The 19,115-nt window shown below is 57.9% G+C and carries 17 protein-coding genes and 11 pseudogenes; 6 read left to right on the plus strand and 22 right to left on the minus strand.

Annotated features, from left to right (window positions below):
- Positions 1 to 4: 4 nt before the first annotated feature.
- The 3 genes and pseudogenes from JCM10550_RS12050 to JCM10550_RS12060 all read right to left on the minus strand — a co-directional run bounded on the left by JCM10550_RS12050 (position 5) and on the right by JCM10550_RS12060 (position 2,499).
- Positions 5 to 1,337: pseudogene (locus JCM10550_RS12050) on the minus strand (ArsB/NhaD family transporter).
- Between the two features lies 1 nt (position 1,338).
- Positions 1,339 to 1,893 carry a universal stress protein gene (locus JCM10550_RS12055; RefSeq protein WP_172673892.1) on the minus strand — a complete coding sequence of 185 codons (555 nt, stop codon included), beginning with the start codon at positions 1,891 to 1,893 and terminating at the stop codon, positions 1,339 to 1,341.
- Positions 1,894 to 2,004: 111 nt separating this feature from the next.
- Positions 2,005 to 2,499: an archaemetzincin family Zn-dependent metalloprotease gene (locus tag JCM10550_RS12060; protein ID WP_245619144.1), complete on the minus strand. Its 495-nt coding sequence runs from the start codon at positions 2,497 to 2,499 to the stop codon at positions 2,005 to 2,007.
- A 72-nt stretch (positions 2,500 to 2,571) separates the two neighbouring features.
- Here JCM10550_RS12060 and JCM10550_RS12065 point away from each other — a divergent pair, with 72 nt between their 5' ends.
- A complete protein-coding gene (locus tag JCM10550_RS12065) occupies positions 2,572 to 2,973 on the plus strand; it encodes a UPF0146 family protein (RefSeq protein ID WP_062399484.1) in 402 nt (133 codons plus the stop codon).
- Here the strand turns inward: JCM10550_RS12065 and JCM10550_RS25160 are convergent.
- Both JCM10550_RS25160 and JCM10550_RS12070 read right to left on the minus strand, forming a co-directional pair.
- Positions 2,970 to 3,104, minus strand: coding sequence for a hypothetical protein (locus tag JCM10550_RS25160; RefSeq protein WP_281175384.1), 135 nt, complete (start codon positions 3,102 to 3,104; stop codon positions 2,970 to 2,972). The two genes, JCM10550_RS12065 and JCM10550_RS25160, sit on opposite strands and share 4 nt — an antisense overlap.
- Positions 3,105 to 3,121: 17 nt before the next feature.
- A complete protein-coding gene (locus JCM10550_RS12070; protein ID WP_062399486.1) occupies positions 3,122 to 3,361 on the minus strand; it encodes a hypothetical protein in 240 nt (79 codons plus the stop codon).
- Here JCM10550_RS12070 and JCM10550_RS19785 point away from each other — a divergent pair.
- Together JCM10550_RS19785 and JCM10550_RS19790 are read left to right on the plus strand one after the other, a co-directional pair.
- A complete protein-coding gene (locus JCM10550_RS19785; protein ID WP_062399488.1) occupies positions 3,360 to 3,752 on the plus strand; it encodes a hypothetical protein in 393 nt (130 codons plus the stop codon). The genes JCM10550_RS12070 and JCM10550_RS19785 overlap by 2 nt on opposite strands.
- Before the next feature lies 1 nt (position 3,753).
- A complete protein-coding gene (locus JCM10550_RS19790) occupies positions 3,754 to 3,903 on the plus strand; it encodes a hypothetical protein (RefSeq protein ID WP_172673893.1) in 150 nt (49 codons plus the stop codon).
- Between the two features lie 229 nt (positions 3,904 to 4,132).
- Here JCM10550_RS19790 and JCM10550_RS12080 read toward each other — a convergent pair whose 3' ends face one another.
- The gene (locus JCM10550_RS12080; protein ID WP_062399490.1) at positions 4,133 to 4,558 is read right to left on the minus strand and encodes an AAA family ATPase; all 426 of its coding nucleotides are present in this window, start codon (positions 4,556 to 4,558) and stop codon (positions 4,133 to 4,135) included.
- Positions 4,559 to 4,632: 74 nt separating this feature from the next.
- Between JCM10550_RS12080 and JCM10550_RS12085 the strand changes: the two genes are divergently transcribed.
- The 3 genes from JCM10550_RS12085 (at position 4,633) to JCM10550_RS12095 (ending at position 6,825) form a co-directional block, all read left to right on the plus strand.
- The gene (locus tag JCM10550_RS12085; RefSeq protein WP_062399492.1) at positions 4,633 to 5,643 is read left to right on the plus strand and encodes a methanogenesis marker 2 protein; all 1,011 of its coding nucleotides are present in this window, start codon (positions 4,633 to 4,635) and stop codon (positions 5,641 to 5,643) included.
- A 13-nt stretch (positions 5,644 to 5,656) separates the two neighbouring features.
- Positions 5,657 to 6,406, plus strand: coding sequence for a phosphotransacetylase (locus JCM10550_RS12090; protein ID WP_245619148.1), 750 nt, complete (start codon positions 5,657 to 5,659; stop codon positions 6,404 to 6,406).
- Between the two features lie 203 nt (positions 6,407 to 6,609).
- Positions 6,610 to 6,825, plus strand: a complete 216-nt coding sequence (locus JCM10550_RS12095; RefSeq protein ID WP_062399494.1) for a histone family protein — start codon at positions 6,610 to 6,612, stop codon at positions 6,823 to 6,825.
- Between the two features lie 29 nt (positions 6,826 to 6,854).
- Here the strand turns inward: JCM10550_RS12095 and hisB are convergent.
- The 16 genes and pseudogenes from hisB to JCM10550_RS12170 form a co-directional block, all read right to left on the minus strand.
- A pseudogene (hisB, locus tag JCM10550_RS12100) lies at positions 6,855 to 7,444 on the minus strand (imidazoleglycerol-phosphate dehydratase HisB).
- A pseudogene (hisA, locus tag JCM10550_RS12105) lies at positions 7,441 to 8,154 on the minus strand (1-(5-phosphoribosyl)-5-[(5-phosphoribosylamino)methylideneamino]imidazole-4-carboxamide isomerase). The pseudogenes hisB and hisA overlap by 4 nt, the downstream one beginning before the upstream one ends.
- 5 nt (positions 8,155 to 8,159) lie before the next feature.
- Entirely contained in the window at positions 8,160 to 9,047 is an 888-nt protein-coding gene (gene hisG / locus JCM10550_RS12110) for an ATP phosphoribosyltransferase (protein WP_062399496.1), read from the minus strand.
- Between the two features lie 25 nt (positions 9,048 to 9,072).
- Positions 9,073 to 10,293: pseudogene (locus JCM10550_RS12115) on the minus strand (methionine adenosyltransferase).
- Positions 10,294 to 10,727: 434 nt separating this feature from the next.
- Positions 10,728 to 11,507 carry a diadenylate cyclase gene (locus JCM10550_RS12120; RefSeq protein WP_245619150.1) on the minus strand — a complete coding sequence of 260 codons (780 nt, stop codon included), beginning with the start codon at positions 11,505 to 11,507 and terminating at the stop codon, positions 10,728 to 10,730.
- Positions 11,504 to 12,374, minus strand: a pseudogene (gene sucD, locus JCM10550_RS12125) (succinate--CoA ligase subunit alpha). Before sucD ends, JCM10550_RS12120 begins: the two are co-directional and overlap by 4 nt.
- Positions 12,371 to 13,465: pseudogene (locus JCM10550_RS12130) on the minus strand (acetate--CoA ligase family protein). The pseudogenes sucD and JCM10550_RS12130 overlap by 4 nt, the downstream one beginning before the upstream one ends.
- An 11-nt stretch (positions 13,466 to 13,476) precedes the next feature.
- A pseudogene (locus tag JCM10550_RS12135) lies at positions 13,477 to 14,015 on the minus strand (2-oxoacid:acceptor oxidoreductase family protein).
- 9 nt (positions 14,016 to 14,024) lie between these two features.
- Positions 14,025 to 14,820, minus strand: a pseudogene (locus JCM10550_RS12140) (thiamine pyrophosphate-dependent enzyme); the annotation flags it as partial.
- Positions 14,817 to 15,921: pseudogene (locus tag JCM10550_RS12145) on the minus strand (2-oxoacid:acceptor oxidoreductase subunit alpha). The pseudogenes JCM10550_RS12145 and JCM10550_RS12140, both read right to left, overlap by 4 nt.
- 14 nt (positions 15,922 to 15,935) lie before the next feature.
- Positions 15,936 to 16,214: a ferredoxin family protein gene (locus JCM10550_RS12150; RefSeq protein ID WP_062399498.1), complete on the minus strand. Its 279-nt coding sequence runs from the start codon at positions 16,212 to 16,214 to the stop codon at positions 15,936 to 15,938.
- 84 nt (positions 16,215 to 16,298) lie between these two features.
- Positions 16,299 to 16,835, minus strand: a complete 537-nt coding sequence (locus JCM10550_RS12155; protein WP_062399499.1) for a FumA C-terminus/TtdB family hydratase beta subunit — start codon at positions 16,833 to 16,835, stop codon at positions 16,299 to 16,301.
- Positions 16,832 to 17,395, minus strand: coding sequence for a fumarate hydratase (locus JCM10550_RS12160; protein WP_245619162.1), 564 nt, complete (start codon positions 17,393 to 17,395; stop codon positions 16,832 to 16,834). Before JCM10550_RS12160 ends, JCM10550_RS12155 begins: the two co-directional genes overlap by 4 nt.
- Positions 17,289 to 17,687, minus strand: a pseudogene (locus tag JCM10550_RS23225) (fumarate hydratase); the annotation flags it as partial. The gene JCM10550_RS12160 and the pseudogene JCM10550_RS23225, both read right to left, overlap by 107 nt.
- 93 nt (positions 17,688 to 17,780) lie before the next feature.
- Positions 17,781 to 18,287 (minus strand): 50S ribosomal protein L16, encoded by a 507-nt coding sequence (locus JCM10550_RS12165; protein ID WP_062399500.1) that lies wholly within the window; start codon positions 18,285 to 18,287, stop codon positions 17,781 to 17,783.
- 61 nt (positions 18,288 to 18,348) lie between these two features.
- A pseudogene (locus JCM10550_RS12170) lies at positions 18,349 to 19,112 on the minus strand (ABC transporter ATP-binding protein).
- Between the last annotated feature and the right edge of the window lie 3 nt (positions 19,113 to 19,115).

Raw genomic sequence — 19,115 nt, forward strand, 5'->3', positions numbered from 1 at the left:
TCTCCTAGAGCATTCCGAACATGGCATAGAGCATCACCAGGCCGACCGCGACCGTGATCACCAGCGTGAGCATTCCTATCTTCAGGAACTGCATAAAGGTGACGGCAACGCCTTCGCGTTCCGCGACACCGAGCACCACCACGTTTGCCGATGCGGCAATAGCCGTTCCGTTTCCGCCCATGCACGCACCCAGAGAGAGCGCCCACCAGAGCGGATAGACATCCATCGTGGCACTCATGTCATGGATGAGGGGGATGAGTGCAGCGGTAAGCGGGATATTGTCCACGATTGCCGAGGCAAAGGCCGAGAACCAGGCGATCACAAACATCGCCTCAAACTGGTTTGAGACCATGCTGATCATATACTGGGAGACCATCTCGATGATCCCGGTGTTGACGAGCGCCCCCCCACGATGACAAAGAGGCCTGCAAAGAAGAAGAGGGCGGTCCACTCGATCTTCTCAAATATTTCGTCCGGCTGTACCCTGCTCCATATGAGGATGATGGCAGCGCCGATGAGGCGACCTCCGCCGGTTCAAGGGCAAGCGATGGGTCGACGAACGGAAAGATCACGTGCAGGTAGGTGCCGATTGAGCTGTGGATAAAGAAGAGGACGACCACCATGAGGATGACCGTGACCGCCTTTTTAAAGAGCTTCATATCGGTGATCGCGGCCTGTTCATCCAGACTGTTGATGGTCTTGGTGATGACTTCCTTCTCTTCTCTGGTTACCTTCATCGACCTGCCGTAGATGACGAGGAAGATGATGAGCACCAGTACCATGTCGACTGCGGCAATCGGCCCCATTGTCGTGATGAACTCGTTAAAGGTCAGGCCCGCGGATGAGGCGATCATGATATTCGGGGGGTCACCGATGAGGGTGGCTGCACCGCCCACGTTGGACGAGATGATCTCTGCCAAAAGGAAGGGCACGGGATTCAGGTCCATCAGTTTGGTGATGTAGAGCAGCATCGGTGTCAAAAGCAGCACGGTCGTGACATTGTCCAGAAAGGCGCTGACGACGGCTGTTACGATAGAGAACAGGATGAGCACCATGATGGGGGGGCTGCCTTTGGCCATCTTTGCGGTACGGATGGCGATATATTCAAAAAGTCCGCTGTGCCGGGCCACATTGATGATGATCATCATTCCCATCAGGAGGAAGATGGTGCCGAAATCGATGTGCTCCAGCATGGAATCCCAGGGAACGATTCCCAGGAATACGACCACCGCAGCGCCTGCCATGGCGGCAACGGCGCGGTGGATACGCTCATCGATGATGAGGATATATGTCGCAATGAATACGACGAGTGCAAGGAGCTGTACAGTTGTTAACATTCTAAATCACGTCAGAATACGATTGTCGGTTGTGCCAGTGATTGCGCCAGCAGGATGCGTCTCCGCTCACTGCACAGGAATCGGGATGGTTGCTTGCATAACATTTCGGAAGAGCGACCATATCAAAGTCGGATGCTATTTTCAGGATGTCCTGCTGTTTGTTCCCCAGAAGCATGCGTCGCATGCAGGGAATGTTGCGTGAAGCAAGGCAGTGTTCATAGTCGTCCAGAAGACGGGTGCCGTAGTCCTCCTTTTTCTGGATGAACTCCTCGCCTGCCTCTTCGTCCAGAGAGGCCATGATGATCTCGGAGATCTGTGCGTCGGTGATAAATACCAGCGTGACCGTGGCGTTCTCGTATGTCGAGAGCAGTTCGCACAGGGACTCTGACACTTCGGTGACGGAAAAGTCCAGCGGAAGCAGAATCTTTTTGATCTCGTGCGGCCGCATCTCCTCTTCGGTGAGAATATATTCACTGTATTCCTTCTGGATCGCCTCGTATTTTGAGCCGACCACATCTTTGAATTTGCGTTTAATTAGGCCCTCGTAATATCGCATCTGTCTTCTCCTCTGCTCATACATGTATGACGAACTGAAAGGATATATGGGTAATTCATTCCGGGAATAAATAAATCTGTTGTTTCTATTGCAACAACAGAGAAAACAGGATCAGAAGTATCTCTTGGCCGCGTCCAGTTTTCGCTGGCATGCCGGGCAGAGGGTCTTGCGTTTCCGGTCCAGTTCGTCCAGGGTGGTCGGGCAGAACATGATGCATTCGCCGTTTCTGCAGTGGTCAAGGCCGAGCATATGGCAGAACTCGTGGGTGCCTTCCTTTACCACGCGGTCGATGGTATCATACATGTCGGCCTTCCGCCGGTAATAGCGGTTATCAAGGCGGGTCGTCGAGACGATGCCGGCACGCACCGACGGGCGGGCCAGCCCGAAGACGAAATCGCGCCCCCCCGGAATATAGAGGTCTTTTCCGGCGACGATGAGGATGTAGTCTCCGATACCATGCTGTCGGGTATAGATGTCCTGCATGCCGCCCAGTATTTTTGATGCGTTATACTGGCCGCGTGCGCCGTCAAAGCCACGCAGCATGACGGGATTCTCATGGAGGTCAACACGTGTACCTAAGATTGCCCCCCCGATTGCCTGCGCCACGGGGGATCTGAAGACCCTCCGGTGCCGTTGAATCCCAAAATATAAGGAAACTCATCCAAAATAACATTGTCAATGGGGAGCTATAAGCATATTGAAGAGCGTTTTTCCCGTTATATCATCGGAAATTATGTGTCCGCCACAGAAATCGGGGTCGGCAGAAATTTTACGGTGGCAGAAGCCTTCGCCGCGGCGGGGGTGACCGTCAAAACAACCGACGTCTTTGTGCAGCAGCCGCCGGGGGGGATTCCCTTCTTCCGGGACGATGTCTGCGCACCGGATCTCGCATGCTACCGCGGCACCGCACTCATCTATGCCGTCCGGCCGGGGATTGAGATGGTGCCCTGCATCATCGCGCTTGCCCGCTCGGTGAACGCGGACTGCATCATCTATCATCTGGGCAACGAGATATACGAGCGCGGCGGGCGCATCATTGACTGCGGCGTCGTGCTCCACCAGTATCATACCCGCATTTAAAACCCGTCAAAGAGGGTCTTCTGTGAACGGTCCGGCACGGGTTCAGGTTCCGCTACCGGCTCGGGGGGGAGGGCCGCCGTGGGTTCCGGGCGGGGGGGAGCGGGCAATGCCTTCTTCTGCACCTCAGGCACTGTCTTCTGTCCCTTTTTCAGCTTTTTCTTGGTATATCCCGCTCCTCTTCCCGCCGCTCTTTGGCAAGGCCCTTGATGATCCCTGCCGCCTTCTTCTTGTCGCCGATAAAGAACTCCAGTTCGTCCTTATCGAAGTGCAGCAGACGTGCGTAGTCTTCGGGGGGGTCTGCCTCGATCAGTTTGGTGATGGGCGTGAAAAAATCCTCGCGCAATGCAGTGCCGGGGGGGATATGGTAGTTCTCCCCGAGTTTTCCCATGATGCCGCTTCGGAGCGTCTTCTGTTTTCTTCCGGTGCCCATCCTGCGCCAGCGGGATGGGGGGGGCATGATGCGGGCGTGGATGCCCCTGCCTCCTGCCGCCTCCGCAGGCCCCCATCACCATCAGGGCGGAGGCATACTTCCAGAGCGTGTAGTACTGGCGGCGGTAGGTGCGGCCGATGAAACGGTCTGCGGTCGCAAGCGTCTGGTAGGCGTAGGCCTGCTCACCGGTGCCCTTCACCGCGCCCATGGACTCTTCAATCCACTGTTCTATGGTGTCCGGGGTGTCGTCCACCTCACGGGCGTAGCGCAGCAGGGTGTCATCGTCAGCCCCCCCGGCATGAATGGCCGTGATGAGTTCGAATATCGATGTCCGTTCGTCCTTCTGTGAGGTGTGCACATCCTGGCTTCCCACATGGTCGCTGCCGATGGCGGCGGCCTGGAGACTGTTGATGGCAGAGCGCATATCCCCCCCCGAATTATCCGCGATATGCTGCAGGGCCGCAGGGTCGCAGTCCACCTTTTCTGCTGCACAGATATAGCGCAGATGGGAGATGATCGTCGTTGCCCGGATCGCCCGAAACGGAACCGTGTCACAGAGGCTGCGTATGGACGGGTCAAGGCCGTAGAGGTCGTTGGCAATGAGGATGATGGGCTGCCGGGACGAACGGATGACGTCTGCTATCGCCCGTGCCCCCCCGCCGCGGTCGGCGTTGCCGTGAATATTGTCCGCCTCGTCAAAGATGATCAGACGCCGCCCGGTCCCCCCCGTCAGGCTTGCGGTGGTGCTGCCCGCACCTGCAATTCTCTCGATGACCCCCCCTTCGTGCGCTGGTCACTCGCGTTGAGTTCGATGACGTCCCAGTGCATATCACGGGCGAACGCATGGGCTGCGGTCGTCTTTCCGATGCCCGGTTTTCCGTAGAGGATGAGCGGCCGTGCGCCGGTATGCCAGGTTTGTCCCCCCCACTCCGCGATCTGGCGGATTGCCTGGCCGTTGCCGATGATATCCTGCAGACGCTGCGGCCGGTAGTGTGCAGCCCAATCCATGGATAATTCTCTGTGCCTGAAGAGTGAAAAATGCAGTGGTAACGGTTGGAAGCAGCGGAAAAATTCGTCGCCGTCTCCGGTGTCCCGGCCCTGTTCTTCATGGCCGCATGCACCCCCCCCGTTCCCACGGGAAGCCGGGCCCGCCATTGTCCCGGTATCCGGGAGCGATATGCATATTATTAACTAAACTGAACGCTGATGTTTGGTAGAAGATGGTGTAAATTGTGGTAGAATGTTCCACAGATGAGATTGCAAAAGCGGTACGCGATTATGATGGCGTTACCCGCAAACGGGCAATCGGAGAAATAATTAAATCGCTCCGTCTTGTAACCCCCCCCAACGTGCCGGTCTCCTTCGGGGATGACGCGGCACTCATACAGAACGGAGATACCGGCCTTCTTCTGGCAGCCGACGGGATATGGAGTCGGCTTCTGGATGCGGATCCCTACTGGGCAGGTTTTTGCGCAGTGCTGGTGAATGTGCATGATATCGCTGCGATGGGAGGGACTCCCCCCCTTGCCGTCGTGGATATTATGTCGGTCAAGGATGCAAAGGTCTGTCATGAAGTGCTGAGAGGGATGTACGAAGCATCGGAGAAGTTCTGTGTTCCCGTGGTGGGAGGACACCTTCATCCGGATGCGGAAATGAACGTGATTGATGTAGCAATCCTTGGTTGCGTTGACCCTGAATATGCAATATTTTCTCATACCGCAGGGGTGGGCGACCGGGTCATCGCAGCGATTGATCTAGAGGGACGGGTCCATCCGTCCTGTGCCATGAACTGGGACTCCGCGACCCTCCGGACGGCAGAAGAGGTGCGTGCACAGATTAAACTGATGCACACCCTCGGCCAGGAGAGACTGGTGAGTGCCGGTAAGGACATCAGCAACCCCGGTGTGATCGGCACGCTCGGTATGCTGCTGGAGAGCAGCAGGAAGGGTGCGGTGGTCTGCTTGGAAGACATCCCACGACCCGACCTCGATGCACTCGGACTCACCTTTGAACACTGGGTGCGCATGTATCCGGGCATGGGCTTTATTGTCACTGTGCCTGCCGAAGCCGTGGACACCGTTCTCACGCTCTTTTCCGATGTTGGTATGGCCGCAGCGGATATCGGTGTGGTAAACGATACCGGGCAACTCTTCATACGCCATTGCGAGAACGAGACCATGGTCTTTGACCTGAATGAACAGGGGGGGATCATGGGGGGGCTTCCCCCCCGGGATGACTAAGGAGGGGCGGCCAATGGTAATTGGGATTGGTGCCGGGACAAACCCGGAATCCGTCCGGACGACCATGGAACGCTGTTCCAAAACCGTTCCTCTCCGTTGTTTTACCCATCCCGATAACCGGGCATATTTTTCCGATGGGGATGATGTTGTCTACACGACGGTGCCGGAAGAGGCACTGGTGCAGGCGCTCTTCTCCGGCGATATTGATGCGGCGATACGTGGCAGTCTGCCTTCGAGTTCAACCCTGTCCGCACTGAAACAGGTGGCGGGCGTTTCTCGTCTGGAACGGATTGCCTTTCTGGAGACGGGAGATGGCATCAGGTTTCTGCTGGCACCGGTCGGAGTGGATGAGGGCTGGACGGTGGACGAGAAACTCTCTCTGCTTACCCGGGCACGAACGATGGCCCCCCCTGCCTTCGGGGGGGTGACCGACCGGGTGGCGGTACTCTCCGGCGGGCGCCTCGGTGACATCGGGCGTCATCCGGTGGTGGATAAAACCATTGCGGATGCAGAGGAGGTGGCCGCCCGTGCGGGGGGGTGTGACCATGCAGAAATTCTGATTGAGTCTGCCGTCCGTTCCCACGGTGTCATCATCGCTCCGGATGGCATATCCGGAAACCTTATTTTCCGTACACTTTGCCTCCTCGGAGGGGGGGGTTGCCCATGGTGCTCCGGTGGCAAATATCGACAGAATTTTTGTCGATACTTCGCGCGCCTCATCAGATTATTCAAATTCGGTATTCATTGCCAATTCGTTGATTAAAAAATAAAGGCGCATTGTTGCACAATCATATCGTGATTTGGTCACTAAAAATGCGTTTTTTAAAAATTCATCTCTGATTTGGTCAGGGTGTTTGAAATACACCGCGAATACTCCTCATTGTGGATTTCACAGGGCATATTACCTCGAATCGCCAGAAAGTTTATATATTAATTTGCTGATTTTCTTTCTGAGGTGCAATACATATGGCAAATGATCTACCTATCGCTGCAGTCGTGAGGATTGCAAAAAACAACGGCGCTGAGAGAGTTGGCAGCGATGCCGCACAGGCAATCGCAGATGCTGCTCAGGAATACATTGCTGAGCTGACCAGAGAAGCAAGCAAGTATGCCAAGCACGCTGGCCGGAAGACTATCAAGAAAGAAGATGTGGACCTTGCAGTCAACGAACTGAACCTCTAACATCCTTTCTTTTTGAAAAAAAGTTAATTTCAGATTATTCCTTTTGTACTCGGGATGTCGGTTCGCCCGGGAATTACTTCTGCAGCAGTTGAAAACGCGACACCGAAGGTCTTGAAGAGCGCCTCACAGATGTGGTGGTCATTCCTGCCGGTGGCGTTCATGTGTGCAGTGATGCCTGCGTGGATGCAGAGCGTGTAGAAGAAGTGCTCAAAGATGTCCGCGGGAATTGCTCCCAGCCCGTTCGCTGAGAACGTTGCGTCATACACCAGATAGCCCCGGCCCCCCCGAGGTCCAGGGTCACGACCGCGATGGCCTCGTCCATGGGAACTGCCATGTGGGCAAACCTCCGGATGCCCCCCCGCTTCTCCCCCCCCAGCGCTTCGGCGAGCGCCTCTCCGAGGACAATGGCCGTATCCTCGATGGTGTGGTGGCAGTCAATCTCCAGGTCGCCTGCCGCCTTCACGGTCAGACTGAACCTCCCGTGGCGTGCACAGGATTCCAGCATGTGGTCAAGGAACGGTATGCCGGTATCGATAACGATGGTCTCATCGGTATCCAGGTTCACCGCCACCGATATTTCAGTCTCGCGGGTCTTTCGCGTTACGTCTGCCTGTCTCATCTCTCTGCCTCTTCGATTGCTTCTTTCAGGGTGATAGTGCCCTTGTACAGCTGAACCGAGTACAATGGCCTCCACACCTATCTCACGCATTATTCGGACGTCCTGTGGCGTTGTGATGCCTCCTGAGGCGACAATGGGAATTGTCACGGCCTCTTTCAGGCGCCGCACCGGTTCTTCAGCGATGCCGTTGCACAATCCCTCCACATCGACATTGGTGAAGAGCAGGGCACCGGCACCCCGTTCTTCAAAGAGACGGGCCATGGTGATGACGTCACCGGCACTCTTCTCCCAGCCGTGCACGACCACCTTGCCGTCACGGGCATCCACCCCCCCGGCCATCACCGCCTCCTTGCCGTATGCGTCTGCGATCTCGGTGATCGCCTCCGGGCGGTCGGCGGCAAGCGTGCCGATGATCACACGGCTGACACCGGCGTCCAGCCAGCCTGCCGCATCCGCCGTGCTCCGTATCCCGCCGCCCAGCTGTATCTCGCGCCGGTGGAGCGGATGATCTCCTTGATGAGACTGACGTTTTTCTCAGCGGCACCAAAGGCCCCGTTCAGGTTGATCACATGCAGGGCGTCAGCGCCCTGCTGGAGCCACTCCTCTGCACGCAGGACCGGGTCGCCATAGGCCACGCGGTTCTTACGGTCGCCCTGCACCAACTGCACGCAGGTGCCGTCCAGGATATCGACTGCGGGAAATACCTTCATCTGTCTCACCTGATCAGCCGGTCAATCGGCATGACGAGGATATCCCGTGCACCGGCATTCCTCAGACGGGTGATCAGCTGGTAGACCCGTTCTTCATCGACCACCGCATGGACGGCAACAAGGCTCTCGTCCGATGCGACGTCCATCACCGTCGGCCCGCCCAGACCGGGCAGCACACTGCGCACTTCACTGAGGGCGTCCCGCTGCACGTTCATCATCAGGTAGCACTTGCCGCGGGCCGATATGACGCTCTCCAGGGCAAGCGTTATTTCATCAATCTTTTCCCGCCGCTGCGGGTGCTGCATGGCCGCATTGTTCCCGATGAGGATGGTCGTTGACCGGAGAACTTCTTCGATCACCGTCAGATGGTTGGTCTTCAGGGTCGTGCCGGAACTGGTCAAATCCACAATCGCGTCGGCGACCCCCCCGAGATAGGGCGTGGCCTCGCAGGCACCGCCAACCGGGAAGAGGCTGACCTCGATACCGCGTTTCTGGAAGAAATCCTCGGTCGTGTGCGGGAACTCGGTTGCGATGCGTTTGCCTGCCAGCTCCTCTGCGGTTGTGATGCCGGACTCCTCCGGTACCGCAAGCACCAGGGTGGCACTGCCCATCTTCAGATCCAGTATGTCGGTGACCGTGGTTCTGCGTTCCCGAACCATGTCGCGTCCGGTAATTCCCAGATCCGCGGCACCGTTTGCCACATATTCGGGAATATCGATCGGCCGGGCAAAGAGCACCTCGACAGCCGGGTCACAGGTCGGTGCGATGAGCTTGCGGCTGGATGAACTATGGAGGTGGAGACCTCCTTTCTCCAGAAGGTCAAGAATCGGGTCTGATATGCGTCCTTTGTTCGGTATTGCCAGCCGTATGTGCTCTCGTGTCTCGTCTGTCATATGTCTGTGTTCCGTTAGGGGGTGTTTAGAAGGTCTTCATCTCACCGCGGATGACCCGCTCGGTGACGGAGGTGATATTCTCAAGACCGGCATCGATGATCTCCTCGATACCGCGGCTGATGGCAGCTTCATCCGCTCCCTTTGCCGCGACAAACTGTGCGCCTGCGACGAGCGGCTGGTCAATCGGCCGTCCGATCTGGGAGAGCAGTCTGATGTAGAGGTCTTCGATGCCGTCCAGTTCCTGTGCGCACTGCTGGGCCAGTTCGGTGGAGAGGAGATTGTATATCTTACCGATATGGTTGATCGGGTTCTTTCCACTGGTGGCTCCATGCTCATCGGGCGGTGCGGGGTGATCAGACCGTTGGCACGGTTGCCCCCCCGGCCGACCGACCCGTCGTCTCCCATCTCCGCGGAGGTGCCGGTCACGGTCAGGAAGATTGCATTCTCCTTTTCGTAGTTGTCGCCGGTGTTGATGTCCACAGTCACCCGGCGGTCGGTGATACCGGAGGCGACCCGCTGGACCTCTTCGCCGACCCGGATGACGGCATCCTTGTAGTCGTTCATGTCGGCACAGAAGCGGTCGATCATCGGCACGCACAGGGTGAGTTTTATGTCTTCTTCCTGGCGCAGACCCATAATCTTGATATCGGTTCCGATGATGGGATTTTTCGGGCGGTATACATTGTCAAGGTGTTCGCTGACGGCAAGGATCACGTTCTCCAGGTCGGAGAAGGGAGCATGCCCCCACACCGAACGAGGTGTCGTTGGCATACGGCAGGTGTTTCTTTTCACAGGCACGGAAGACGTCCCGGAGATCCGATGAGCCGGTACCCATACGGCAGTCGACGATGACGTCCCGGTTCAGATCCATATATTCCAGGGTTTCGGAGAGATAATTGCGTGCGGCCTCGACAGCGATGGCATCGGTGGGGGGGATGGTCACGCCTTCGAAGGTCTTTGTGGCACGTCCGGTCAGGAGCACGTACGTGGGCCGGGTGATACAGCCGCCGCCGAATTTCGGGAGCGACTCGCCTGCCACGATCTCGCCCTGGTCGGTGTTGTGGTGCAGTACCGCACCGCATTCGTCCAGGTATGCCCGTGAAAGGGCCTGTGAAACGGCCTCTGCAATACCATCCGCAAGACTGTCGGGGGGGTGGCCGATACATTTGCGTTCTGCAAGTTCCAGTCTCTGCCGGTTCAGGGGGGGTGTCTCGTTGAGTGTCTCAACTGCAATATTTCGTACCATTGATATTCACGAACTCCTTAGATAACTAAAATGGGGGGGATTCGTTGAGACATAAGAATTTCCCTTGGGGGGGTAAAATATTACTTCGAGTAATATTCTGTTAAAAAAAGTGGTTCATCGCTGTTTCATGTGGGTTCTTCATATAAGTGAGTATATTTTTCACATGTTCCAAAGTCAGTCAATATCTTCAGAATATTATTGTTTTTTGGTTCTGACGAAAAGCAAGGGAGAGTGTGCCCCCTCCCTGCAAGACCCTCGCCAAGTGTGATGCGTCATACAGGAGGGGTAGGCGAACATCCCTTCTGTTACGCCTATTTTCGGGGATTCTTGTGTGCTGCAATTGTGTTCCCATCTACGTGGAGGGTAATTCCAGAGAAATTTACCCCCCCACAATTCAGCGAAGAGCCAAAAAAGTTTAGCTCTTAATCCGGACGTCAGACCGGACGGTAAGCCAGCACTCGCCGTTCCGGAATACCCGGACCATGCCGCCGCTCTCGGATATGGTGACGCCCACCGCAGATGATGCGGGTCAGGGAGGCTGTCGCCCGGTGCCTGCCGCCCATACCGTGGGGGAGGCTCAGATCCTCTCCTTTGACATCGATATAACGTCCGGCCGACTGGATGGTTCCCGTGGTGTCCACCACAAAGACACCGTCTAACTGGGCGAACTCCTTTACACTCTCCCAGTTGCCCCGGTTGGTGATGTCACGCACCTCCTTCCTGTGTCCCTGATAGGGATTGATGATGGCCGAGTGGGAATGGCTGAATATCTCCTCGGTATTGCCGATGATAAACGCGGTGCCTATCGAGTGGCCCTCCCGGCCTTCGACGGCAATCTCAAGGGCGAGCTGGAGAACCGCGGTCATCACGCCCCCCCGTGGCACGAGGTCGTCAAACTCCTGGACGCTGATGAACTCCTTGCCCTTGTCAATGTCATAGACGAGAATTGCATAGGGGAAGACGCCGACGACCTTGCCGAATTCATATTTCTGGGAGATATAGATCTGAACCGCGGCGTCGTGCAGGTGGCGCTCGGATATCTCCAGAATGTCGTGCATGGTGAGATCCCGCAACACATCGAGCTGCAGGTCCCGCACCCATATGACGGGGGGGATGTCGCAGCTGAACTCCACCGGTTCGATAAATGAGACGATTGCCTTGGCACCGACCTCCTCTGCGAGTGCGGCCGCTGCCTTCAGCATCGTCTGGGTCATACGATCTCCCGCACCAGTGCAGGGATATCGGAGGGCTTTCCCGCCACCGGGATGCCCAGCTTTCTGAGGCGTGCGATCTTGGAGACCGCATCGCCCTCGCCGCCTTCGATGATGGCGCCTGCGTGGCCCATCCGTTTCTCCGGCGGTGCGGAGATGCCCGCAATGTAGGTGACGAGGGGAAGACTGGTTGATTTTGCGCCCTCCTCCTCGAGGTTGCCGCCCACTTCTCCAATCAGGACGACGGCCTTTGTCTGCGGGTCGGACTCAAACCGTTCCAGCACCTCGGTAAAGGTCTGGCCAATAACCGGGTCGCCGCCGATGCCGACGACGGTCGACTGGCCGATACCGGCCCGCGTGAGTTCGTTGATCACCTCATAGGTGAGCGTGCCGCTGCGGGATATGATGCCCACGTTGCCGGGCATCGCAAGATGCGGGGGCATGATGCCCAGTTTCAGCTCGCCGGGAGAGAGCAGACCGGGACAGTTCGGCCGATGACCGTGCAGCCCTCCATCCGGGCAAAGGCAAGCGCCCGCATGGTGTCGTGCACCGGGATGCCCTCGGTGATCGCCGTCACCAGTTCGATTCCTCCGCTGGCCGCCTCCATGATGGAGTCGCCTGCCGCAAATCCGGGTACAAACAATACCGAGGTGGACGCGTCATGCTCTGCCAGTGCCTCGCGTACGCTGTTGTAGACCGGGACGCCGTGCACCTCCTGACCGCCCTTGCCGGGGGGGTGACCCCCCCTGCCACCACGCCGCGTCCGCCGGTCTCTTTTGCGTATTGGTTCATGAGGTCGATGTGGAAGGCCCCCTGATTGCCCGTTGCCCCCTGAACAATTATGCCTGTCGTATGGTCGCCGTATATCATATTGCTGCCTCCTTTACTGCCTGTTTCACGACTGCTTCCATCGTCTCAAGCATCTGGTAGCCGTTCTCTGCAAGGAGAGCCCGGCCTTCGTCTTCGTTGGTCCCGGCGAGCCGGGTGATGACGTGCTGATCGATGCCCGCGTCGATAATGCCTGTGCCACCTCGTCGCACCGGGTGATGCCGCCGAGGAGGTTGACGACGATGACTTTGACATCCGGCATGCCCGCCACCAGGCGCACGGCCTTCATGACGCGTTCGCGCCCGGCGCCGCCGCCGACATCGAGGAAGTTTGCCGCTTTGCCGTCGTAGTGCGCAATGAGGTCGAGAGTGGACATCGTCAGGCCTGCACCGTTCCCGATGACTCCAATCGAGCCGTCGAGTTCGACATAGGAGAAGCCGTTCTCTTCCGCCTCGCGTTCCCGCGGGGGTCAGGTCACGGTTCGCCGTGATGCCCTGACGTATCAGGCGTTGTCGTCGATGATGAGTTTAGCGTCTGCCGCAAAGACACCCTTCGGGGTTGTCACGAGGGGGGGTTGATCTCGGCTAAGAGGGCATCCGACCCGCAGAACGCCTTGTAGAGGTTGTTGATCACCGGGCCGAGTGCTTTCGGGGCAGTTCCCAGAATCTGGCGCATCAGGTATCCCGGCACGTCCGAGAGCAGGGAAGAGAACCCGGCACGCCGGAGGGCCTCCGGTCTCGTCCGGGCGGTCTCCTCGATATCGACCCCCCCGCCGGTCTCGGCAAAGAGGATCATCGGCTGGCGTGTCGTCCGGTCGATGGTGATGCTCACGTAGTATTCGTGTTCGATGGGCAGCTTCTCCTCGACGAGGATGGCCTTCGGGAGCAGACCTTTGATCGGGTGGGAGAAGAGACGGGTGGCCGCATTGACGGCGTCTGTCTTCGGTGCGATGATGACGCCGCCCGCCTTGCCCCGTCCGCCCACGTCCACCTGGGATTTGACGACGACGTCATTGGTGAACGGGTCGAGCTGGTCACTGAGTTCCTCCGGGCTGCTGATCACCACACTCTCGGGAATGGGGGGGATACCGTATCTGCTGAATATTTTTTTGCTTCAAATTCTAGGAGTTTCATCCGTTCGTTCCTCACTTCTGTCTTCCGAGTTCAAATCCGAGGTGCAGGGCCTTGAGGTTCAGGTCCTCCGTTCCCTTGGGCACGCTGTCAAGCACCGCCCGTTCAATGGCATCCTCGGAGACGATATTGGTGGCCGAAACCAGCGCACCGAGCATGATAATATTTGCAACGATCACCCGGCCCAGCGTATCCTTTGCCTCGGTGGTCGCGGGGGGGATTTCGATGCAGGTGCATCCCGGCCGTGAATGCACCAGTTCCGCGTCCACCAGCATGAGGGCATCGTCCGGTGCGTCTGCCCCCCCGTACTTCTCGAACCCCCCCTGCTGGGACATGATCACATAGATGTCCGGTATAGAGACCTTGGGTAGAGGATTGGTTCGTCGTCGATGACGTCCGCACTCATCGATGCCCCGCCTCGTGCCTCCGGGCCGTATACCTGTGTCTGCACGGCGTATTTGTTGCCGTAGAGAGCCGCCGCCCGACCGAGAATCACCGCAGAGAGAATGACGCCCTGTCCTCCGAACCCGGAGAAGATGACCTCGTGCCTCATCGGCGCACCCCCCATTGCCGGACGGTTACGATTGACGAATTCCCCCGACGGTGAAGTGCCCTTCGGGGGAAGGGTTTGCCTTCCTGTTCCATCCGGCGGGCCTTCTGGAGGAGGACGGCATGCGTCCGCATCCAGTCCACCTGATCGGTCACCTTGCGGAACTTGTTTCTCCTGCCGAATGCGGTCGGGCACTGCACCATCGCCTCGACAAACGAGAGCCCTTCGTTGGCAAGACCGGTCTCAATGGCTTCGTGAGTTCCTTGGTGTGGTAGGAGGTCCACCGGGCCACATGGTTCGCCCCCCCGGCGGCGACCGCGAGTTCTGCGAGGTCAAAGACCGGCTCGGCAGCCCCCCCGTAGGGGGGGGTGGTGGTGGAGATCATGCCGACCGGGGTGCAGGGACTGCCCTGTCCGCCGGTCATGCCGTAGATCATATTGTTCATACAGATGACGGTCAGATCGATATTACGCCTGCAGGCGTGAATGAAATGGTTGCCGCCGATGGCAGAGACGTCTCCGTCACCGGTGAAGACCACCACATTGAGATCGGGGTTTGCCATCTTCACGCCGGTCGCAAAGGCAAGGGCTCTCCCGTGGGTGGTGTGCAGGGAGTCGGTGGATATGTATCCCGGTGCACGGGAGGAGCAGCCGATACCGGAGACAAATACGGTGTCGTCTATCTCCCACTGCATGGTGTCCACCGCCTTGATGGCGCAGTTCATCACGGTGCCGTTCCCGCAGCCGGTGCAGAAGATATGCGGCAGCCGGTCTTCGCGGTACCATTTCTCAAAGACGCGGGTGGTCATTGTCTGACCTCCACTGCGGCATAGAGTTCCGCGGGGGTATGGATGTGCCCGCCGAGTTTGGGCATGGAGAGCACCTCTTGACCGGTCGTGTGCCGGGCGACTTCACGGGCCATCTGGCCGAGGTTCAGTTCGGGTACAATGAAGGTCTTCGCATTGGAAAAGAGCTTCAGCAGATCCTCCGGGAAGGGCCAGACGATGCGCAGGTTCAGGTGACCGATCTCTTCATTGGGGGGGTGGTCGTGCAGCACCTGCCGGACCGTCCGGGCACACGGCCCGTAGGTGACAAAGACAATCTCCGCGTCGGTATTGACCGCGTCATAATCGGCTATTTCGTGGCGTTTGGACTCCACCTTGTTGTAGAGACGTTTCACCAGTTTTTCGTGGACCTCGGGGGGGTCGGTGGTATCGGGATAGCCTCGCTCGTCGTGGGTGAGACCGGTGACATGCACCCGGTGGCCGCTCCCGAACTGTGCGAATCCGGGGGACGCCGTCCTCATCCGCCTCGAAGGGCAGTTTTCCCTCGGCGAGGGGGGGTTTTCTGGGCACGATATCGACCGCATCGGGGATGACAATCTTCTCCCGCATATGGCCTATCGTCTCATCCGACATCACAAAGGTGGGGGGGACCCGGAACCGGTCGGCGAGATTGAAGGCCTTGGCGGTCAGGTCATACATCTCCTGCACGGTTGACGGCACAACGGCAATCGTTGCCATATCGCCGTGGGAACCGAAGCGGCACTGCATCATATCTCCCTGTGCGGACATCGTCGGCTGGCCGGTCGAGGGACCGCCCCCCCGCTGGATGTTGACGACGACACAGGGTGTCTCGGTCATCACCGCGTAGCCGATGTTCTCCATCATGAGGGAGAATCCCGGCCCGGATGTGGCGGTCATCGAACGGGCGCCGGTCCACGACGCACCGATGATGGCCCCCATGCTCGCCAGCTCGTCCTCCATCTGGATGAAGGTGCCTCCCGCCTTCGGGAGTTTTAATGCCATCAGCTCTGCGACCTCGGTGGACGGAGTAATGGGGGGGTAGCCCCCGAAGAAATCACATCCGGCGGCAAGGGCCCCCTCACAGCAGGCCCTGTTTCCCTGCATGAATTCAATGTTGCTCAAAACTCAATCACCACACTTTCTTCAGAATAGGGATCTTCTTCGACCCAGTATATCGCCTGGTCGGGACAGATCATCTGGCAGGCACCGCATAGCTGCCTGCCGTAGAGCTTTCTCAGGCGGCAGTTGGTACACCGTTCGGGCCGGTCAAGGATGGGGGGGATCATAATGCCCCCCCGTTCATTGAGTTTCCTGCCTTCCTGAAATATATTGTATGGGCAGACAGTGGTGCAGAGGTTACAGCCCTTGCACCGCCGTTCATCGATTTTTAGTTTCATCCGGCACGTCCTGCTATTATTATTGTTCCGATCATTTACTAAAGGTATCGACAGTACTGATTAACATCCCGGATTGGGGGAAAATCAGAACATTTTGTCAAATCGTTTCTCTGCTTTGCGGCGGACGTCAAAGAAGAGGTCATTGCCCTCAGAGTCGATTGCAACGGTCAAAGGGAGGTCTCTGCACTCGATGGCCCAGACGGCCTCCGGCATGCCCAGGTCTTCAAAGAAGACGCCTTTCAGGGTCATGCGTGACGCCGCAAGGGCCGCACAGCCGCCGGTAAAGGCGAGGTAGACCCCCTCTGCCCGCAGCTCTTTTCGCACCGTCTCGCCCATGCCGCCCTTGCCGATCAGTGCCCGCACGCCCGCATCCACCAGAAACCCGGAGAGTTCGTTCATCCGTGCACTGGTCGTGGGACCCGCGGCGATGATCGTGTTGTCCTTCACCACCGGCCCACAGTGATAGACAGCCGCTCCCTGCGGGTCGAAGGGGATGCCTTTCTCCTGCATGCGCAGATGCGCCTCGTCGCGGGCGGTGTATATCATCCCGGAGAGGCTGACCCGTTCGCCCGCTTTCAGGCTGAGCACCTCGTCGCCGAGCGGGGTCGAAAGGCGGATCATGGATACTGCACCTCGACTGTCGCCCGGCGTGCGGCCCAGCACTGGACATTGAGCGCAACGGGAAGGGAGGCAGTGTGGCATCCGGCCTCCCGTATCCGCACCCCCCCCAGGCAGGTCGTCTTGCCGCCGAGGCCCATCGGGCCGATGCCGAGGGCGTTTACCGCGTCATAGATCTCCTGTTCGAGCGGGTTCATCTCTCCCAGCGGTCTGAGGAGCGCCTCTTTTGCAAGGCTCATCGCCCCGTCCGCGGTGGAGCCGATGCCGATGCCGAGGATGACCGGCGGACAGGGTTTGCCCCCGGCCCGCAGGACGGCCTCGGTGATAAAGCGGGCAATGTCTCCTGCCTCCGAGGGCAGACACATCTTCAGGGCGGAGACGTTCTCGGAACCGGCACTTCGGGAGCACCGTGAGGCGGAACGTCTCTCCCGGTGTGATATGCAGTGCAGGCATCCCTGTGCCGCAGTTGGTGCCCGTATTCTCCCGCGTCCGGGGGGGGAGACGACGTTGGGGGGGCGGAGGGGGGGAATTGCTGCGGTCGCCTCTCGCACGCCGTCCCGCACGCCTTCGGCGATCGCATCCGTGAACGGCACGTGGGGGGGGTATCGTGATGTAGAACACCGGGACCCCCCCGGTGTCCTGACAGATCGGGACCTGCTCTCGCTCTGCAGTGTTGATGTTTTCAAAAATGGCTTCCAGTTCACTGCGGGCAACCGGGTTATCCTCTGTGGCATACGCTCTCTCAAGTGCTGCCCTCACATCATCCGGCAGGTGTATCTCTGCCTCTCTCAGCGCATCGGTCGCTGCCTGTGCCACGGCTCTGCGCAGCTTCTCCTGATCGCTACATTCGGTCATAAATATCGTTCCATCTCTTACGTGTATCTGTTGAGATGTGCAATGCGATGGTAAAAAAAGTATATGCCCCCCCTCTGGGGGGGAATATAGATATTATTCTTTTCTTTCGACAACGATTCTGCCGGGTGACGGAAGCTTCTGGATACCGTGTTTCATGATATCCTTTACTCTGTCAACATTTGCCTCGGTGGTGTAGCAGGTGAAGATCTTCTGGTTTGCCTCGACACGTGCTGCACTGCTCACCGGTTTGCCGAATGCCTGTCTCATACCCTGTGAAACACGGTCAGCACCGGCACCGGTTGCCTGCTTGTTCTCACGGAGAACGTGGTGCGGGTAGGTGCGCAGCTTGAGGTGGAAGTTCATTCTGCCGATATCCTTGATGAGTTTACGGTTCACGTTAATACGAGCCGCTTCCATTGCGGTGTGGCGGATCTGGCATTTCTCATCAACCTGTATTGAGACGGCAACCGGGAAATCAGCCTGAAGATTTCCCATATCGAACTGCACAACTTTGCTTCCGGGTACGCCGCCCATATATTTTCGGCGTGTGTATGCCCTCTTTGTGACAGATCTGTACATTACTGCGGGTTTTCGGACCATTGCTTGTGACTCCTCTATGAATAAATGCGCTATAAAAAATGGAAATATATCCTTATATAACTTACCGAATAGTTGCGCTCTTTTCCATCGTTTCGAGGATATGTTTGCGCAATTCGGCAAATTTCGGTGCGGTCCGATCCCGCATACGGGGGGGCAGGTCGACCGTGATGACCTCTTCGATTCGGCCGGGCCCCGGACTCAGGATCACGATATTATCCGCAAGGAACACGGCTTCGTCCACGCTGTGCGTGACAAAAATAATCGTCTTCTGCGTCTCGGCCCAGATCTCCAGGAGTTCGCGCTGCATCACATTGCGGGTCTGTGCGTCCAGTGCCCCGAAGGGTTCGTCCATCAAAAGCACCTTGGGCTTGTTTGCAAGGGCCCGTGCAATGGCGACCCGCTGGCGCATGCCCCCGGAGAGTTCATGCGGGTAGCGTCCCGGAATTTCTCGAGATGGATGATCTTCAGGTATTTCTCCGCCTGTTCCCTGCGCTCTGCCTTGGGGATGCCCTGCATTTCCAGACCAAAGGCGATATTGTCGATGACACTCTTCCACGGAAAGAGGGAATACTCCTGAAAGACCATGCCGCGGTCGGTGTCTGTTCCTGTGACCGGTTTCCCGTCCAGGAGAATCGTGCCTTCCGTGCTGGTCTCCAGCCCTGCGATGATACGCAAAAGCGTGGTCTTTCCACAACCCGAGGCACCGACGATGCAGATGAACTGCTTATCCTCGATCTCCAGGTTTACGTCTTTGAGGGCGACGGTCGGTTCCCCTTCGTCGCGGGCAAAGAGTTTGGTTATATGCTGAACTGATACGACTGCCATCCT

Origin of the sequence: Methanogenium cariaci JCM 10550 (genome assembly GCF_001315945.1) — an archaeon.
Classification (GTDB): domain Archaea; phylum Halobacteriota; class Methanomicrobia; order Methanomicrobiales; family Methanomicrobiaceae; genus Methanogenium; species Methanogenium cariaci.

What these genes read in the sequence shown, in the direction of transcription:
- JCM10550_RS12055 (WP_172673892.1), bottom strand. Translation starts at nt 1,893, where the DNA reads ATGCGATATTACGAGGGCCTAATTAAACGCAAATTCAAAGATGTGGTC.
- JCM10550_RS12065 (WP_062399484.1), top strand. Translation starts at nt 2,572, where the DNA reads ATGGGGAGCTATAAGCATATTGAAGAGCGTTTTTCCCGTTATATCATC.
- JCM10550_RS19785 (WP_062399488.1), top strand. Translation starts at nt 3,360, where the DNA reads ATGATGCCGCTTCGGAGCGTCTTCTGTTTTCTTCCGGTGCCCATCCTG.
- JCM10550_RS12070 (WP_062399486.1), bottom strand. Translation starts at nt 3,361, where the DNA reads ATGGGAAAACTCGGGGAGAACTACCATATCCCCCCCGGCACTGCATTG.
- JCM10550_RS12080 (WP_062399490.1), bottom strand. Translation starts at nt 4,558, where the DNA reads ATGGCGGGCCCGGCTTCCCGTGGGAACGGGGGGGGTGCATGCGGCCAT.
- JCM10550_RS12090 (WP_245619148.1), top strand. Translation starts at nt 5,657, where the DNA reads ATGGTAATTGGGATTGGTGCCGGGACAAACCCGGAATCCGTCCGGACG.
- JCM10550_RS12095 (WP_062399494.1), top strand. Translation starts at nt 6,610, where the DNA reads ATGGCAAATGATCTACCTATCGCTGCAGTCGTGAGGATTGCAAAAAAC.
- hisG (WP_062399496.1), bottom strand. Translation starts at nt 9,047, where the DNA reads ATGACAGACGAGACACGAGAGCACATACGGCTGGCAATACCGAACAAA.
- JCM10550_RS12120 (WP_245619150.1), bottom strand. Translation starts at nt 11,507, where the DNA reads ATGACCCAGACGATGCTGAAGGCAGCGGCCGCACTCGCAGAGGAGGTC.
- JCM10550_RS12150 (WP_062399498.1), bottom strand. Translation starts at nt 16,214, where the DNA reads ATGAAACTAAAAATCGATGAACGGCGGTGCAAGGGCTGTAACCTCTGC.
- JCM10550_RS12155 (WP_062399499.1), bottom strand. Translation starts at nt 16,835, where the DNA reads ATGATCCGCCTTTCGACCCCGCTCGGCGACGAGGTGCTCAGCCTGAAA.
- JCM10550_RS12165 (WP_062399500.1), bottom strand. Translation starts at nt 18,287, where the DNA reads ATGGTCCGAAAACCCGCAGTAATGTACAGATCTGTCACAAAGAGGGCA.